Annotated in this window: 16 protein-coding genes; 7 read left to right on the top strand and 9 right to left on the bottom strand. The window is 71.8% G+C overall.

Annotation, left to right across the window (positions count from 1 at the left end; translation table 11 throughout):
- Positions 1 to 93: 93 nt before the first annotated feature.
- Positions 94 to 1,440: an aspartate aminotransferase family protein gene (locus O7627_RS12435; protein ID WP_278093658.1), complete on the top strand. Its 1,347-nt coding sequence runs from the start codon at positions 94 to 96 to the stop codon at positions 1,438 to 1,440.
- A gap of 191 nt (positions 1,441 to 1,631) precedes the next feature.
- Here O7627_RS12435 and O7627_RS12430 read toward each other — a convergent pair whose 3' ends face one another.
- Genes O7627_RS12430 through O7627_RS12415 form a run of 4 tightly spaced genes read right to left on the bottom strand, consistent with a single transcriptional unit; the run spans position 1,632 to position 6,399 of the window.
- Positions 1,632 to 2,639: a TIGR03842 family LLM class F420-dependent oxidoreductase gene (locus tag O7627_RS12430; protein WP_278093657.1), complete on the bottom strand. Its 1,008-nt coding sequence runs from the start codon at positions 2,637 to 2,639 to the stop codon at positions 1,632 to 1,634.
- Between the two features lie 3 nt (positions 2,640 to 2,642).
- The gene (locus O7627_RS12425) at positions 2,643 to 4,124 is read right to left on the bottom strand and encodes a CoA-acylating methylmalonate-semialdehyde dehydrogenase (protein WP_278093656.1); all 1,482 of its coding nucleotides are present in this window, start codon (positions 4,122 to 4,124) and stop codon (positions 2,643 to 2,645) included.
- A 23-nt stretch (positions 4,125 to 4,147) separates the two neighbouring features.
- The gene (hydA, locus tag O7627_RS12420; RefSeq protein WP_278093655.1) at positions 4,148 to 5,548 is read right to left on the bottom strand and encodes a dihydropyrimidinase; all 1,401 of its coding nucleotides are present in this window, start codon (positions 5,546 to 5,548) and stop codon (positions 4,148 to 4,150) included.
- A gap of 11 nt (positions 5,549 to 5,559) precedes the next feature.
- The gene (locus tag O7627_RS12415) at positions 5,560 to 6,399 is read right to left on the bottom strand and encodes a nitrilase-related carbon-nitrogen hydrolase (protein WP_278093654.1); all 840 of its coding nucleotides are present in this window, start codon (positions 6,397 to 6,399) and stop codon (positions 5,560 to 5,562) included.
- Positions 6,400 to 6,510: 111 nt separating this feature from the next.
- On the opposite strand from O7627_RS12415, the gene O7627_RS12410 reads away from it, so the two are divergent.
- From O7627_RS12410 to O7627_RS12390, 5 genes are all read left to right on the top strand, one after another.
- Positions 6,511 to 7,884 carry an aminotransferase class I/II-fold pyridoxal phosphate-dependent enzyme gene (locus O7627_RS12410; RefSeq protein ID WP_278093653.1) on the top strand — a complete coding sequence of 458 codons (1,374 nt, stop codon included), beginning with the start codon at positions 6,511 to 6,513 and terminating at the stop codon, positions 7,882 to 7,884.
- A gap of 65 nt (positions 7,885 to 7,949) precedes the next feature.
- Positions 7,950 to 8,294 (top strand): metalloregulator ArsR/SmtB family transcription factor, encoded by a 345-nt coding sequence (locus tag O7627_RS12405; protein ID WP_278093652.1) that lies wholly within the window; start codon positions 7,950 to 7,952, stop codon positions 8,292 to 8,294.
- Complete coding sequence (locus O7627_RS12400; protein ID WP_278093651.1) at positions 8,291 to 8,734, top strand: SRPBCC family protein; 444 nt, start codon at positions 8,291 to 8,293, stop codon at positions 8,732 to 8,734. The genes O7627_RS12405 and O7627_RS12400 overlap by 4 nt, the downstream gene beginning before the upstream one ends.
- Positions 8,731 to 9,159 carry a nuclear transport factor 2 family protein gene (locus tag O7627_RS12395; protein ID WP_278093650.1) on the top strand — a complete coding sequence of 143 codons (429 nt, stop codon included), beginning with the start codon at positions 8,731 to 8,733 and terminating at the stop codon, positions 9,157 to 9,159. Before O7627_RS12400 ends, O7627_RS12395 begins: the two co-directional genes overlap by 4 nt.
- A 92-nt stretch (positions 9,160 to 9,251) precedes the next feature.
- A complete protein-coding gene (locus tag O7627_RS12390) occupies positions 9,252 to 9,683 on the top strand; it encodes a hypothetical protein (RefSeq protein ID WP_278093649.1) in 432 nt (143 codons plus the stop codon).
- Positions 9,684 to 9,686: 3 nt separating this feature from the next.
- On the opposite strand, the gene O7627_RS12385 is transcribed toward O7627_RS12390, so the two are convergent.
- The 5 genes from O7627_RS12385 to O7627_RS12365 form a co-directional block, all read right to left on the bottom strand.
- Positions 9,687 to 10,565 carry an alpha/beta hydrolase gene (locus O7627_RS12385; RefSeq protein ID WP_278093648.1) on the bottom strand — a complete coding sequence of 293 codons (879 nt, stop codon included), beginning with the start codon at positions 10,563 to 10,565 and terminating at the stop codon, positions 9,687 to 9,689.
- 10 nt (positions 10,566 to 10,575) lie between these two features.
- Positions 10,576 to 12,348: a tetratricopeptide repeat protein gene (locus O7627_RS12380; RefSeq protein ID WP_278093647.1), complete on the bottom strand. Its 1,773-nt coding sequence runs from the start codon at positions 12,346 to 12,348 to the stop codon at positions 10,576 to 10,578.
- Positions 12,349 to 12,423: 75 nt separating this feature from the next.
- On the bottom strand, positions 12,424 to 12,960 hold the full coding sequence (locus O7627_RS12375; RefSeq protein ID WP_278093646.1) for a helix-turn-helix transcriptional regulator: 537 nt from the start codon (positions 12,958 to 12,960) through the stop codon (positions 12,424 to 12,426).
- Positions 12,961 to 13,247: 287 nt separating this feature from the next.
- Complete coding sequence (locus tag O7627_RS12370) at positions 13,248 to 13,709, bottom strand: nitroreductase/quinone reductase family protein (RefSeq protein ID WP_278093645.1); 462 nt, start codon at positions 13,707 to 13,709, stop codon at positions 13,248 to 13,250.
- Positions 13,706 to 14,485 carry a glucose 1-dehydrogenase gene (locus tag O7627_RS12365; RefSeq protein ID WP_278093644.1) on the bottom strand — a complete coding sequence of 260 codons (780 nt, stop codon included), beginning with the start codon at positions 14,483 to 14,485 and terminating at the stop codon, positions 13,706 to 13,708. Before O7627_RS12365 ends, O7627_RS12370 begins: the two co-directional genes overlap by 4 nt.
- A gap of 125 nt (positions 14,486 to 14,610) precedes the next feature.
- On the opposite strand from O7627_RS12365, the gene O7627_RS12360 reads away from it, so the two are divergent.
- The gene (locus O7627_RS12360) at positions 14,611 to 15,285 is read left to right on the top strand and encodes a TetR/AcrR family transcriptional regulator (RefSeq protein WP_278093643.1); all 675 of its coding nucleotides are present in this window, start codon (positions 14,611 to 14,613) and stop codon (positions 15,283 to 15,285) included.
- Positions 15,286 to 15,325 lie beyond the last annotated feature (40 nt).

Here is a 15,325-nt window from a genome sequence, read left to right as displayed (position 1 = left end):
GGCGACAGCCGCGACCGGCATCTGTAACAGACCAGCTATTGGTCGGGAACACCTGTGCCAGTAGGTTCAGGGCGACCGACGAGGGAGGCCCTGATGACCGATGTCGACCGCGCCTACGCCGACGACCGTGCGCACGTGTTCCACTCCTGGTCAGCGCAGGCCACCCTGCAACCCGTGGTGGTCACCGGCGGCGACGGCGCCTGGTTCACCGACGGTGACGGCAACCGTTACCTGGACTTCGCCTCCCAACTGGTCTTCCTGAACATGGGGCACGGGCACCCCCGGATCGTCGCCGCCATCCAGGAGCAGGCCGCGAAGCTCTGCACGGTGGCGCCCACCTTCGCCAACGACGCCCGCGGCGAGGCGGCCCGGCTCATCACCGAACTGACCCCGGACGGCCTCGACCACGTCTTCTTCACCAACGGCGGCGCCGAGGCCAACGAGCACGCGGTGCGGATGGCGCGGCTGACCACCGGCCGGCACAAGGTGCTGGCCACCTACCGGTCCTACCACGGGGCGACCGCCGGGTCGATCGCGCTGACCGGCGACCCGCGCCGGTGGGCCAGCGAACCGGCGATGCCGGGCGTGGTGCACTTCTTCGGGCCGTACACCTACCGGTCGGCGTTCTCGGCGCCCGACGACGCGACCGAGTGCGAACGGGCGCTGCGCCACCTCGACGAGGTGCTGACCCTGGAGGGCCCGGGCACGGTGGCCGCCATCGTGCTGGAGACCGTGGTCGGCACCAACGGCATCCTGGTGCCGCCGGACGGCTACCTCGCCGGGGTACGCGAACTCTGCGACCGGTACGGCATCCTGCTCATCTGCGACGAGGTGATGAGCGGGTTCGGCCGGTGCGGCGAGTGGTTCGCCTTCGACCGCTGGGGTGTCACCCCCGACCTGGTCACCTTCGCCAAGGGGGTGAACTCCGGCTACGTCCCGCTGGGTGGGGTGGTGGTCAGCACCCGGGTCTACCAGACGTTCGCCGAGCGCGCCTACCCCGGCGGCCTCACCTACTCCGGGCACCCGCTCGCCTGCGCCGCCGCGGTCGCCACCATCGAGGCGATGCGCGAGGAGGGCATCGTCGAGCGGGTCCGCGAGATCGGCGAGAAGGTGGTCGGCCCCCGGCTGGCCGACCTGGCCGAGCGGCACCCCTCGGTGGGCGAGGTACGCGGACTCGGCCTGTTCTGGGCGATCGAGCTGGTCCGGGACCGCGGCACCCGCCAGATGCTGGTGCCGTACAACGCCGCCGGCCCCGCCGCCGCGCCGATGGCCGAGATCGCGGCGGCCTGCAAGGCGGGCGGCGTCTGGCCGTTCACCCACTTCAACCGGCTGCACGTGGTGCCGCCGCTGGTGACCTCGGTGGACGACCTCAACCGCGGCATCGACGTGATCGACGACGCGCTGACGATCGCCGACCGGCTGGTCACCAGCGGCGGCTGACGGCAGCTATCCCCCGCCAAGGCCGGCGGTCACGCGCCGCCGGCCTTCAGCGTCACGGTGGCCGGGGCGAAGCCGGCGCCGGTCACGTCGACCCCGTCGGCCTGCAACGCGTCGAGCGCCCTCCCAGCCGGCCACCGCGACCAGTGCCACGGCGGCCGTCCCGGCGACCGCGCGGATCCGGGCCGCTGCGCTCATCGCACCAGCGCGTTCATCGCCGGGATGATGTGCTCCCCGTACGCGGCCAGGGTGCCCTCCTTGTCGTCGTGCTGCAGGTAGACGGCGAACTGGTCGACGCCGAGTTCGCGCAGCTCGGTGAGGCGCCGCAGGTGCTCGTCGACCGGCCCGAGGACACAGAACCGGTCGACGATCTCGTCCGGTACGAAGCTGGTGTGGCTGTTGCCGGCCCGGCCGTGCTCGGCGTAGTCGTAGCCCTGCCGGCCGGCGATGTAGTCGGTGAGCACCGTGGGCACGGCGCCGCCGGTGCCGTACCGGGCGACGATGTCGGCGACGTGGTTGCCGACCATGCCGCCGAACCAGCGGGTCTGTTCCCGCTGGTGGGCCAGGTCGTCGCCGACGTAGGCGGGGGCGGCCACGCAGAACCTGATGGCGGCCGGGTCGCGGCCGGCCCGTTCGGCGGCGGCCCGGACCGAGGTGATCATCCAGGCGGCGATGTCCGGGTCGGCGAGCTGCAGGATGAACCCGTCGGCCAACTCGCCGGTCAGCGCGAGCGCCTTCGGCCCGTACGCGGCGACCCAGACCTCCAGGGCGCTGTCGGTGACCCACGGGAAGCTCAGCTCCCGCCCCCGGTAGTCGACCGGCCGGCCGTTGGCCAGCTCCCGGATCACCCGGACGCTCTCCCGCAGTTCGGCCAGGTTGGTCGGTGGGGCGCCGAGGGTGCGCAGCGCCGAGTCGCCCCGGCCGATGCCGCAGACGGTCCGGTTGCCGTACATCTCGTTGAGGGTGGCGAAGAGCGAGGCGGTGACGGTGGCGTCCCGGGTGCCGGGGTTGGTGACCATCGGGCCGACGATCACCTTCTCGGTGCGGGCCAGGATCTGGCTGTAGATGACGAACGGTTCCTGCCAGAGCAGGTGCGAGTCGAAGCTCCAGACGTGGCTGAAGCCGGCCCGCTCGGCCTGTTCGGCGAGCCGGATCACCGACTCGGCCGGCGGGTCGAGCTGGAACACCACTCCGAAGTCCATGGATCACCGCACTTTCGGGAAGCCGAGGTCGACCTCGCTGGTGGCCGGGTCGGGCCAGCGGGAGGTGACGACCTTCGTCCGGGTGTAGAACTGGATGCCGTCGGGGCCGTACATGTGCAGGTCGCCGAAGAGGGACGCCTTCCAGCCGCCGAAGCTGTAGTAGGCGACCGGTACCGGGATGGGCACGTTGACGCCGACCATGCCGCAGACGGCGTCGTACTGGAACCGGCGGGCGGCCCCGCCGTCCCGGGTGAAGATCGCGGTGCCGTTGCCGTACGGGTTGTCGTTGACCAGTTTCAGCGCCTCCTCGTAGGTGTCGACCCGGACCACCGACAGCACCGGCCCGAATATCTCGTCGGTGTAGAGCGGCGAGTCGACCGGCACCCGGTCCAGCAGGGACGGTCCGAGGAAGAAGCCGGTGTCTCCGGTGGCGGCGCGGCCGTCGACGACGACCCGGGCGGTGGTGTCGGCGGCGTCGAGGTAGCCGGCCACCCGGTCCCGGTGTTCGCGGCTGATCAGCGGTCCCATCTCGGCGTCCGGGTCGCTGGCGGCGCCGACCCGGATCTTGTGGACCCGTTCGGCGATCGCCTCGACCAGCGGGTCGGCGACGGCACCGACGGCGACCACCACGGAGACCGCCATGCAGCGTTCGCCGGCCGAGCCGTAGCCGGCGGAGACGGCGGCGTCGGCGGCGGAGGCGACGTCGGCGTCGGGGAGCACCACCATGTGGTTCTTGGCCCCGCCGAGGGCCTGGACCCGCTTGCCGGCCCGGGTGCCGGCCTCGTAGATGGCGCGGGCGACCGGGGTGGAGCCGACGAAGCTCAGGGCCTGGACGTCCGGGTCGGCGATCAGTGCGTCGACCGCCTCCTTGTCGCCCTGCACGACGTTGAAGACGCCGTCGGGCAGGCCGGCGCGGCGCAGCAGGTCGGCCAGCAGCAGCGACACCGACGGGTCCTTCTCGCTCGGCTTGAGCACGAAGGTGTTGCCGCAGACCAGCGCGTTGCAGAACATCCACATCGGCACCATGGCCGGGAAGTTGAACGGGGTGATCCCGGCGACCACGCCGAGCGGTTGCCGGATCGAGTAGACGTCCACTCCGGAGGATGCCTGTTCGGAGTAGCCGCCGCGCAGCAGGTAGGGGGCGCCGGTGGCGAATTCGGCGTTCTCCAGGCCCCGGGCCACCTCGCCGAGGGCGTCGGGGATGGTCTTGCCGTGTTCGGCGCTGAGCGCGGCGGCGATCTCCTTGCGGTTGGCGTCGACGAGTTCCCGGAACCGGAACATCACCTCCGCCCGCCGGGACAGCCCGGTGGCCCGCCAACCGGGGTACGCGTCGGCGGCGGCGCGGACGGCGGTGCGGACCTCGGCGGCGGTGGCGGGGGCGAGTTCGGCCTGTTGTTCGCCGGTGGCCGGGTCCCAGACCGGCAGGCGGCGGGTCGCGGCGCCGGGGACGGCGGCGCCGGCTATCCAGTGCGGGATCAGCCTCATGGTGGTGCCTTTCGATGGCGGGTTCAGACGAGGTAGCTCGACAGGCCGCGCGGCAGGTAGCGGCCGTGGCCCTTGCGGCCGGTGTAGGAGCCGTCGGCGACGATGACGGTGCCCCGGGACAGCACGGTGTGCACCCGGCCGTCGATCTCGTAGCCCTCCCAGGCCGAGTGGTCCATGTTCATGTGGTGGGTCTCGACGCTGATCCGGGTCCGCCCGGCCGGGTCGTAGAGGACGATGTCGGCGTCCGAGCCGGGGGCGATGATCCCCTTGCGGGGGTAGAGGCCGAACATCCGGGCCGGGGTGGTGGCGATGGTCTCGACCCAGCGGGCCAGCGACAGCTTGCCGTCGACGACCCCCTGGTAGACCAGGTCGACCCGGTGTTCGACGCCGCCGATCCCATTGGGGATCTTCGAGAAGTCGCCGAGGCCGAGTTCCTTCTGGTCCTTGAAGCAGAACGGGCAGTGGTCGGTGGAGACGATGGCCAGGTCGTTGCTGCGCAGGCCGCGCCAGAGGTCGGCGCGGTGGGTCTCGTGCCGGCTGCGCAGCGGGGTGGAGCAGACCCACTTGGCGCCCTCGAAGCCGGGCGCGCCGAGCTGGTCCTCCAGGGTGAGGTAGAGGTACTGCGGGCAGGTTTCGGCGAAGACGTTGCGGCCGGCGTCGCGGGCCGCGGCGACGTGTTCGAGGGCCTGGCTGGCCGACAGGTGCACGATGTAGAGCGGGGTGTCGCCGGCCACGTCGGCCAGCGCGATGGCCCGGTGGGTCGCCTCGGCCTCCAGCGCGGTCGGGCGGGTGATGCCGTGGTGGATCGGGTCGGTCTCGCCGCGGGCGACGGCCTGCTGAATGAGCACGTCGATGGCGATGCCGTTCTCGGCGTGCATCATGATCATGGAACCGTTGTCGCGGGCCTTCTGCATCGCCCGCAGGATCTGGCCGTCGTCGGAGTAGAACACCCCGGGGTACGCCATGAAGAGCTTGAAGCTGGTGATCCCCTCGTCGTTGACGAGCTGGTCCATGGCCTTGAGGGAGTCGTCGTCGACCCCGCCGAGGATCATGTGGAAGGCGTAGTCGACGTGGCAGTTGCCATCGGCCTTGGCGTGCCAGGCGGCCAGCCCGTCGGCCACCACCTCACCGGTCTTCTGGACGGCGAAGTCGATGATGGTGGTGGTGCCGCCGTACGCGGCGGCCCGGGTGCCGGTGTCGAAGGTGTCGGAGGCGAAGGTGCCGCCGAACGGCAGCTCCATGTGGGTGTGCGCGTCGATGCCGCCGGGGATGACGTATTTCCCGGTCGCGTCGATGGTCTCGACGCCGGCCGGGCCGGTGCCGGGGGCGAGGACGGCGGCGATGGTCTCGCCGTCGACGAGCACGTCGGCCGGGTGGGCGCCGGTCGGGCCGACGACGGTGCCGCCGGTGATCAGCAGGGGCATGGGCCGGCTCCTCAGGGGTTGATGAGCGAGTCGTAGGCGTCCGGTCGGCGGTCCCGGTAGAACGCCCACCGGTCGCGTACCTCGGCGAGCAGGTTCAGGTCGAGATCGCGCACGACCAGCTCGGGGGCGTGCGAGTCGGCGACCTCGCCGACGAACTTCCCCTCCGGGTCGACGAAGTACGACGTACCGTAGAAATCGTTGTCGCCCAACGGTTCGACGCCGACCCGGTTGATCGCGCCGATGAAGTACTCGTTGGCCACCGCGCTGGCGGGTTGTTCCAGCTGCCACAGGTACGACGAGAGGCTGCGGCTGGTCGCCGACGGATTGAACACGATCGTCGCGCCGGCCAGGCCGAGCGCCCGCCAACCCTCCGGGAAGTGCCGGTCGTAGCAGATGTAGACGCCGATCCGGCCGACGGCGGTGTCGAAGGTCGGGTAGCCGAGGTTGCCGGGGCGGAAGTAGAACTTCTCCCAGAAGCCCTGCACCTGCGGGATGTGGGTCTTGCGGTATTTGCCGAGGTAGCTGCCGTCGGCGTCGACCACGGCCGCCGTGTTGTAGAGCACGCCGGGCTGCTCCTGCTCGTACATGGGCAGGATCATGACCAGGCCGAGTTCGGCGGCGAGGGCGGCGAAGCGTTCGGTGGTGGGGCCGGGTATCGACTCGGCGTAGGCGTAGTACTCGCGGTCCTGGACCTGGCAGAAGTACGGCCCGTAGAAGAGTTCCTGGAAGCAGATCACCTTGGCGCCCTGCCCGGCGGCCTGCCGGGCGTACTCCTCGTGGGCCTTGATCATCGATTCCTTCTCGCCCGTCCAGGTGGTCTGGACCAGCGCGGCGCGGATGCTGTCGGCCATGTCGCGTCCTCCCGCTGCTTGTGTGGAGTGCGGTGGGTAGAGTAGGACTCTAGTGACACAGGTGGAGCCGGACAATGGGTTGACTGTTACGGCCTATTTCGGAGAAGTAACATGCTGCAGCTCATCGCCGACGCCGTGGACGACCGCAGCGCCCGGGGCATCGCCGCCGCGGTGAGCCGGCTCGTACACGCCGGCCAGCTCCCCGCCGGCGCCCGGCTGCCCACCGTCCGCTCGGTGGCCCAGCAGCTCGGGATCAGCCCCACCACGGTCAGCGAGGCGTGGCGCAGCCTGGCCGCCGCCGGGGCGATCGAGACCCGGGGCCGCTCCGGCACCTTCGTGCGGATCCCGGCCCGTCCGCGCGAACAGCTCCGCTACGCGCGGTTGGCCGCCCAGCCGGCGGCGCTGCCCACCGACCTCTCCACCGGGGTGCCCGACCACGACCTGCTGCCGGACCTGACCGAGGCGCTGCACCGGGTTCGCGACGCGAGGCTGACCACCAGCTACCTCGACGAGCCGGTGCTGCCGGAGTTGGAGTCGGTGCTGCGGCAGCGGTGGCCGTTCCCGCCGGCCCGGCTGACCGTGGTCGACGGCGCCCTCGACGCGCTGGACCGAATCACCACCACCGTGGTCCGGCTCGGCGACCGGGTGATCGTCGAGAACCCCACCTTCCCGCCGATGCTGGACCTGCTGGAGTCGGCCGGCGCGATCCCCGTCCCGGTGCCGCTGGACGCCGCCGGCCTGGTCCCGGGGGCGCTGGCCGAGGCGCTCGACGACCGGGTGGTGGCGGTCTACCTGCAACCCCGCGCGCAGAACCCGACCGGAGTGAGCATGACCCCGGCGCGATCCGAAGAGCTCGCCGGGGTGCTGGCCCAGCACTCCGACGTGATCGTGGTGGAGGACGACCACGCCGGCGACATCGCCACCGCGCCGGCCGTCAGCGTCGGCACCCACCTGCCCGAGCGGACCGTCCGGGTGCACAGCTTCTCCAAGAGCCACGGCCCGGACCTGCGGCTGGCCGCCGTCGCCGGGGCGGCCCCGGTGCTGACCTCGATCGCCGACCGGCGGCTGCTCGGGCCGGGCTGGTCCAGCCGGCTGCTGCAGCTCATCCTGCTGGACCTGCTCACCGACGCGGCCACGGCCACCGTCGTCGCGCACGCCGCCACCGCGTACGCCCACCGCCGGCAAGCCCTGGTCACCGCTCTGGCGGCGCGCGGCGCGGTCGCGACGGCCGACGACGGGATCAACCTCTGGCTGTCGGTCGGCAACCAGCAGTTGGCGATGTTGTCCCTGGCCGCGCGCGGGATCGCAGTGGCGCCCGGCGCGCCGTTCGAGGCCGGTCCGCTCGGCGCCGACCATGTGCGGGTCACCGCCGGCCTGGTCCGCGCCGATTTCGACGCCCTGGCCACCGTGCTCGCCGAGGCGGCCGGAGTCACCGCCCGGGGCAGCGGCCGCCGCAGCTTCCCCCTGCAACGCGGCACCCGCTGACCGACCCTCCCTCAAAGCTTAAGTGGCCGCTTGACTTTATGGTCCGAGCGACTACGGTTAAGTTTGTGCTTAAGCATCAGGGAGAGCTGGCGGACCGGGTGTTCCATGCGCTCGCGGACGGGAACAGGCGGGCGGTGATCGAGCGCCTGACCCGCGGGCCGGCAACCGTGAGTGAGCTGGCCACCCAGCTCGGGGTGACCCTCGCCGCGACGGTCCAGCACCTCCGGGTCCTCCAGGACAGCGAACTGGTCCGCTCGGAGAAGGTCGGGCGGGTCCGGACCTGCCAGATCGATCCGGCCGGCCTGCGCAACGCCGAGGCGTGGTTGCAGCGCCAACGCACGACGTGGGAGCACCGCCTGGACCGCCTCGGCACGGTCGTCGACAACCAGCAGAAGGAGTCAGGATCATGACCGACCACTCGGTCAAGCACAGCACGTTCACGTTGGAGCGCAGCTACGCCGCCTCCCCCGCCACGGTCTTCGCGGCCTGGTCCGACCGGGAGACGAAGGCGAAGTGGTTCGCGGCCGAGGACGGGCGCTACTCGCTGGACTTCCGGGTCGGCGGCACCGAGTCCGTCCACGGGCACAGCGGGGGCGACCTCGTCGCGCGCAGCGAGTACCACGACATCGTCCCCGACGAGCGGATCGTCTACGGCACGGCGCTGTTCACCGACGGTGTCCTGGCGACCGTGTCGCTCACCACCGTGCAGTTCGCCAACGACGGCGACGGAACCCGGCTGGTACTCACCGAACAGGGGACCTTCCTGGACGACCGGGAGCAGCCCGGGTGGCGCGAGCAGGGCACCGGCGACTGGCTGGACGCCCTCGGCCGTCAGGTGGCCCGGCGATGACGACGGAGAGCGAACGACAGATCCGCGAGCTGCTGGAGACCCGCACCCGGGCGTTCGGCCGGCGGGACGCGGCCACCGCGGCCGGTGCGTACCACGACGATCTCGTGCTCTACGACCTGGTCGGCCCGTTCGTCCGCCGCGACGAGGATCCGGCCGACCGGCTGCAGCGGTGGATGGCGTCCTACCGGACGGCGATCGGGCACGAGATCCGGGACCTGGAGATCACCGCCGGAGCCGATCTCGCGTTCTGCCATTTCCTGGTCCGGATCAGCGGCACGATGCGGGACGGCACCGAGGTCGGCATGTGGGTGCGCGCCACGACCTGCCTCCGCCGGGAAGGCGACGGCTGGACGATCGTCCACGAGCACGCGTCGGTGCCCTTCGATCCCGACACCGGTCGGGCCGTGCTTCGCGGTGCGCTCTGACGACCGCCCAGGCCGGGCTCAGGACGTCGCAGACGAACCCACGGCCGGCGGTACGGTCAGTGGCGCGGAACCTGACCGGGCGTCGAGAGGGCATGGTCGTGCAACCGAACGAGGCAGCCCCGTACCTGGAGACCGTGCTTCGCGAGATGTCAGAACGCGAGTCGGTCGAGCCCTTCGAGTGGGAGTTCACCGAGACCTGGGACGACGGCTACGGCCTGGGTCGGGTCATCGTGATCCCGCACGGGGCGGTCTGGTCCGAAGCCCGCCAGTCCCGGGTGACCCGGTCGTTCTCCGTCGGTTTCGCGGTCGCGGGCGAGCCGCTGAACACCGACGGCAGGCGACCATCGGTGCCCCGCTTCCACGACCAGCCGGGGAACTCGCGGCCGGAAAGCTTCCACCCCACCTCCTGGGTCGGCGTGGTCATGAGACACCTGGGTGGCCGGAACCCGCGCCGGTTCGACAACGGCTGGACGATGTTCGACGTGACCCTGCCCGACGAGGCTCCGGGCGGCGCCGCGGGGTGACCCCTACGCGCCAGCGGCCAGCACCTCGCGGAGCCGCGCGGCGAACTCCTCGGGCTTGCCGGCGTAGCCGAACTGGCCGCCGAGGAAACCGCCGTGGTGGCTCGGGAAGACCGTGGCCTCCTGGCCGAGCAGGGCGGCGAGGCCGAGGGCCGTCCGCGCGGTGTACGTCCCCGCCGACTCCTCACCGACGGCGACGACGATCCGGGTCGGCGCCGCGGTGAGCGCCGCCGCGTCGGGGCGGTAGTCGGTGACCGCCCACGAGTTCTTCGACAGCAGCGGATCGTCGCGGCTGCCGTCGTCCTCGGTCGGCAGGCCGAACATCGCCGGGTCGGGCGCCGGCTGGGCGAAGTAGTCGTCGGTGAACTCGCCCTGCCAGGAGGTCATCGCCATGAACGCGGCCATCCCCGCCCCGAAACCCTTCGCCTGGTAGGCGTCGTGGAAGGCGGCCCGGCCGCGTCCGGCGGCCTCGGCGTCGGGCAGCACGGCGTTGATCGGCGGCTCGTGCGCCACCAGCGTACGGACGTCCTCCGGCTGGGTGGCGACCAGTTCGAGCGCGGTCACCGCACCGCCGCTGCTGCCGAACATGTCGACCGGCCCGGCGCCCAGCGCCTCGATCAGCAGGTGCAGGTCGGCGGCCTGATCCTGCGGGGTGTGATCGGAGCGGCCGTCGGTGCGGACGCTGCGGCCCAGGCCGCGCGGGTCGTAGGTGACGACCGTGCGGTCCCCGAAGTGGGGGGCGAGCGCCTCGAAGCCGTCGGCGGTCATCGGCTGACCGATCATGAACAGCACGGGCTGCTCCCCGGCCGGCGGGAGCGGTCCGCGAACGTCGTAGACGAGGTCGACGCCGGGCAGCGTGAGAGTGTGGGTGAGCGGTTCGGTCATGCCGCTCAGCCTAGGTGGCGGCTGTGACACGCATCCGGTTTCGCACCGCGGCGGCGTCCGGGTGGCCGAGTTCGTCGAGGATCTCTAGCGACCGGCCCCAGGTCTGCCGGGCCGGCCCACGGTCGCCGGCCGCGAGATGCGCCTCGGCCAGGTGCGACAGGGTGTCCGCCAGGAAGTACCGGTCGCCGAGCTCCTGGTAGAGATCGATCGCCCGCCGGTAGCAGTCGACGGCCGCCGCCTGCTCCCCGAGGTGGTGGTGGGCGTAGCCGAGGCTGTCCCAGGTGTTGGCCTGGCCGCGCCGGTCGCCCAGCTCCTCCAGCAGCCCGATCGCCTCCCGACAGTGACCGACGGCCGCCGCGGCGTCGCCGACCTGGACCTGGAACCAGCCAACCCCGTTGAGCGCGTTGGCCAGCCCCTGCCGGTGTCCGCTGGACCGGAACAGGTCCAGCGCCCGCAGGGCGTGATCGAGCGCGTCGGACAGCCGGCCCTGCTGTTCGCGTACCCCGCAGAAGTTGTGGTGGATGCGGGCCTGGCCGATCTTGTCGCCGACGGCGCGGTAGCGGTCGAGCGCCGCGCGCAGCTGGGTTTCGGCCTCGTCGAGGCGACCCAACTGGAGCTGGGCGAGGCCGAGGCTGCGATGGGCGTACGCCTGGCCGCGCAGGTCGGCCAGCCGGCGGGCGGCGGCCAGCGCGGCCTGTTGGGTGTCGACCCAGTCCTGCCAGTGTCCCCGGCGGTCCAGGAACTCCCAGAACGCCCAGGCCAGCGGCCAGATCCGGGCGTCGAGTCCGGCTCCGGCCCCGGTCCGGACGGCGGCGAGCAGGGTCTCGCGTTCGGTCGCGAACCAGCCCATCGCCGCCGCCGCCGAGCCGAGCCGGGTTGGCGTCACGCCGTCGGCCGGCGGCGGCAGGTCGATCCGGTCCCGGTGCGGGTGCATCAGCCCGGCGGCGTGGTCGGCGGTGTGCAGGTAGTGGTCGTAGAGCCGCTCCAGCGCCGACCGGCGCCCCGCCGCCGGGTCGTCGCGCTGCACCAGCTCGGCGGCGTACGCGCGGAGCAGGTCGTGGCAGGCGTACCGCCCGGAGGTGGGCTCGGTGACCAGATGGGCGCGGACGAGTTCGGCCAGCAGCGGGCGTACCCGGGATTGCGGGACGCCGGCCAGGCTGGCGGCGGCGGCCTCGGCGAGGTCCGGTCCGGGATGCAGGCCGACGAGCCGGAACAGCCGCGCGGCGTCCGCGGTCAGGCAACGGTAGGACCAGGAGAAGACCAGGCGTACGTCGGTGGCGGGATCGCCGGTGGTGAACCGGTCCAGCCCCGCCCCGCCCTCGCGCAGCTCGGCGGCGAGGTCGGTGAGCGACCGGCCCGGGTCGGTGACGGAGCGGGCCGCCACGATCGCCAGGGCCAGCGGCAGGCCCGCGCAGTGCGCGACGATCTCGTCGACCGCCGCCGGTTCGGCCGCCACCCGGGCCGACCCGAGCCGCCGGACCAGCAGTTCCCGCGCCTCGTCGGGGGTGAGCAGGTCCAGGGCGAGCGGCTGGGCACCCTCGGTGGCGACCAGGCCGGGAAGCTGGTTGCGGCTGGTCACCACCACCAGGCAGTCGGGGGTGCCCGGCAGCAACGGGCGGACCTGCTCGGCGTCGCGGGCGTTGTCCAGCAGCACCAGCATCCGCCGGCCGGCCATCAGGCTGCGGTAGAGCCCGGCCCGCTCGTCCGGACCGGCGGGAATCCGCTGCGCCGGCACGTCGAGGGCGTCGAGGAAGCCGCGCAGCGCGTCGGCGGGCCGGACCACGGTGTCACTGGCGTCGAAGCCGTGCAGGTTCAGGTAGAGCTGTCCATCCGGGAACCGGTCGGTCGCCCGATGCGCTCAGTACAGCGCCAGCGAGGTCTTGCCGACCCCGGCGGTGCCGGCGATCGCGGAGACCACCACCGTCGAGGCCGGCCGGGTGTCGGCGTCGAGCAGCAGGTCGAGCCGCCGCAACGCCGACGCCCGACCGACGAAGAGCGCGGGCGCCGCCGGCAACTGCCGGGGTACGGCGAGCGGGCCGCGAGGTGCCTGGCCGGTCGATGCTGTCGACTCGGTCCGCGTGGTCGACCCGGTGGGGGCGGTCGGCTCCATCGGCGCGGTCTGCGCGGTCTCCCCGGTCGGCACGGCTGGCTCCGGACGGAGCAGGCCGCGGTGTTCCTCCGGGGTGAGGCCGAGCGCGTCGACAAGCAACCGGATCGACTCCGCCCGGGGGCGCTTGAGCACACCGGACTCGATCCGGCGGATGGTGCGGGCGCTCAGGCCGGCGCGGAGGGCCAGCTCCTCCTGGGTCAGCAGGGCCCGCTCCCGGAACCGCCGCAGCGCGACGCCGAGGCCGGACAGGTGGCCCGCCTGACCGGCACCTCCGGTCGTCGACACCGTGCGCACCCCCCGAAGTGTCCGGTCAATGTCCGGTCGGTGGCCTGTCCCGGCCGCCAGCAAGCGGGCAGAGTCTATGTCGGCGCAGGCGCCGGCCGCCCACTGCGGGGGGAGGGTGGTCACGACCGCACACGGGGGTGTGCCATCGACGGCCGGCGTCGTCGCGAGTCCCGGATGACCGGACCCGCGACGACGCCGGCCGTCCGCGTGGCCCTACCGGGTCGCACCTGCCAGCGTCGCCCGCTGGCTCGATCTCCTCGACGGACCCCCGGCAGCCCGATAGGGAATCAGTCGAAGTCGATTCGCATCAGCCTGCTGTCGGCCCAGTCGTCTGGATGGGTGGGCCTGATGGTTCCGGGGTCGTGCGGCTGGTTGAGGTCGTCGACGATGGCCGCGATCACGGCGGCCCGTTCGGTGGGATCGGTGACGGTGGTCGCGTGCGCCGGGAGGTCCGCTCTGATGCCGTTCTTGAGGTGGAAGGTGAAAGCGGGGTTCGCTCGTAGGTTTGCGTACCAGCCGGTCGCGCCTCCGCCCGCTCCGCTGCAGAGGTAGGTTGCGCCGTTGGCGCGGTAGAAGAAGATCTCGATGCGGCGGGGTCGCCCGGTACGCCGGCCGGTGGTGGTGATGTCCACGATTCGTTCGCGGGTTCCGGCCGCGGGCGTGATCTCGATGGCACGTCTGATCTTGTGCGGCAGGTGCGCCAGCGGGTCGCGGGCGCTGCGCTCACGGTGCTGGTCTGCGGGGTTCATGCGGCTTCCTTCTGCAGTGCGGGGCCGAGGAGCAGGCCCCCGTCGATGACATATTCGGCGCCGGTGATGAAGGTCGCGTGCGGCGACAACAGGAACAACAGCAGTGCGGTGATGTCGGCGGGCTGCCCGAGTCGTGGTACCGCGAACGGCTCGGGCGAGTAGAAGTCGGCGATCGGGGCGTCGCTGCCGGTCGCCGGCTCGGTGATGAACGGGGTGGCGACAACGCCGGGGTGGATCGCGTTGACGCGGATGTTGTCGCGGCCCAACTCAAGGGCGGCGGTCCGGGTGAGCCCTCGAACCGCCCACTTGCTGGCGACATAGGGCGCGTAGCAGGCGGTGCCGCCCATGCCCATGGTGGAGGCGATGTTGATGATCGATCCTCCCCCCGCGCGGCGCAGCGCCGAGGCGGCTGCCCGGATGCCGAGGAAGGTGCCGGTGAGGTTGATGTCGAGGATACGAGCCCAGGTAGCCCGGTCGGTGGACTCGATGAGGGCGGGTGGATTCTGCACCCCGGCGTTGTTGACCAGGATGGTGAGCGTGCCGAAGGCCTTCTCGGTTTCCGCGACGGCGGCGGCCCAGGACTCCTCCTGGGACACGTCGAGGCAGACGAAACGCGCCCTGTCTCCCAACTCCGCGGCGAGGCCAGCACCGCGCTCGGTGTTGATGTCACCGATGACGACGTTGGCGCCTTCGGCATGCAGGGCGCGTACGTGGCTGGCGCCCTGCCCACCGGTGCCGCCGGTCACGAGAACGGTCTGATTGGCGAAGCGGGACATCAGGTCCTCCCGGGACGTACGAGGGGCGACACCCGACACCGGGTGGTGAGTCGACTGACTCACCATGCCGAAGCTACGCTCTCACCAGTGGTGAGTCAACCCACTCACCTCGCTATGCTGGGCGCATGAGCCCAGCGCCGTCGGCCTATCACCAGCGCGTGGCGCAGGAGAAGCGCGCGCTCATCGTGCGGGCCGCTACCGAGCTGTTCCTGGAGCTGGGCTACGACCGGGCGTCACTGGCGCGTGTTGCCGACCGGGCCGGCGTGTCGAAAGCAACGCTGTTCAAGCAGTTTCCGACAAAGGCGGCGTTGTTCGACGCCATCGTCATCGAGTCGTGGGCCGAGAAGGACGTAGCCGACGTGCCGCCCGCCGGTGACCTGGCGGCCGGCCTGACGGTTCTGGGACGGCGCTACGCGTCGCTGTTGCGCCAGCCGGAGATGACCGACCTGTTTCGCATCGTCATCGCCGAACTGCCACGCTTTCCCGAGCTGGCCAAGGCACACTTCGCACAGGGCAAGCTGCCGTACTTCGAGTCCGTTCGGAGCTACCTGATGGCCGAGACCCACGCGGGAACCGCCGACATCACCGACCCGGAGATGGCCGCGACGCAGTTTCTCGGGATGATCTCGAACTACCTGTTCTGGCCGAGCCTTCTGCTCCCGGACTGGACGGTGACCCCGGCCCGCACAACCGCGGTCGTGGACGAAGCCGTCCGTACCATGGTTGTGCGGTACGGCACCGATGTGCAACTACCTCCGCGTCGCCGATCGGCAACGGTTCACCGCCGAGGTCGGCGATGAGCTGCCGGGTCAGGCCCAGTGCGGCGGAGTCATTCCCACA

The sequence above is a fragment of the Solwaraspora sp. WMMD1047 genome, from assembly GCF_029626155.1.
Lineage (GTDB): Bacteria > Actinomycetota > Actinomycetes > Mycobacteriales > Micromonosporaceae > WMMD1047.
The sequence above is the reverse complement of the archived record's forward strand: the minus strand, read 5'-3'. Positions and strand labels throughout refer to the sequence as shown.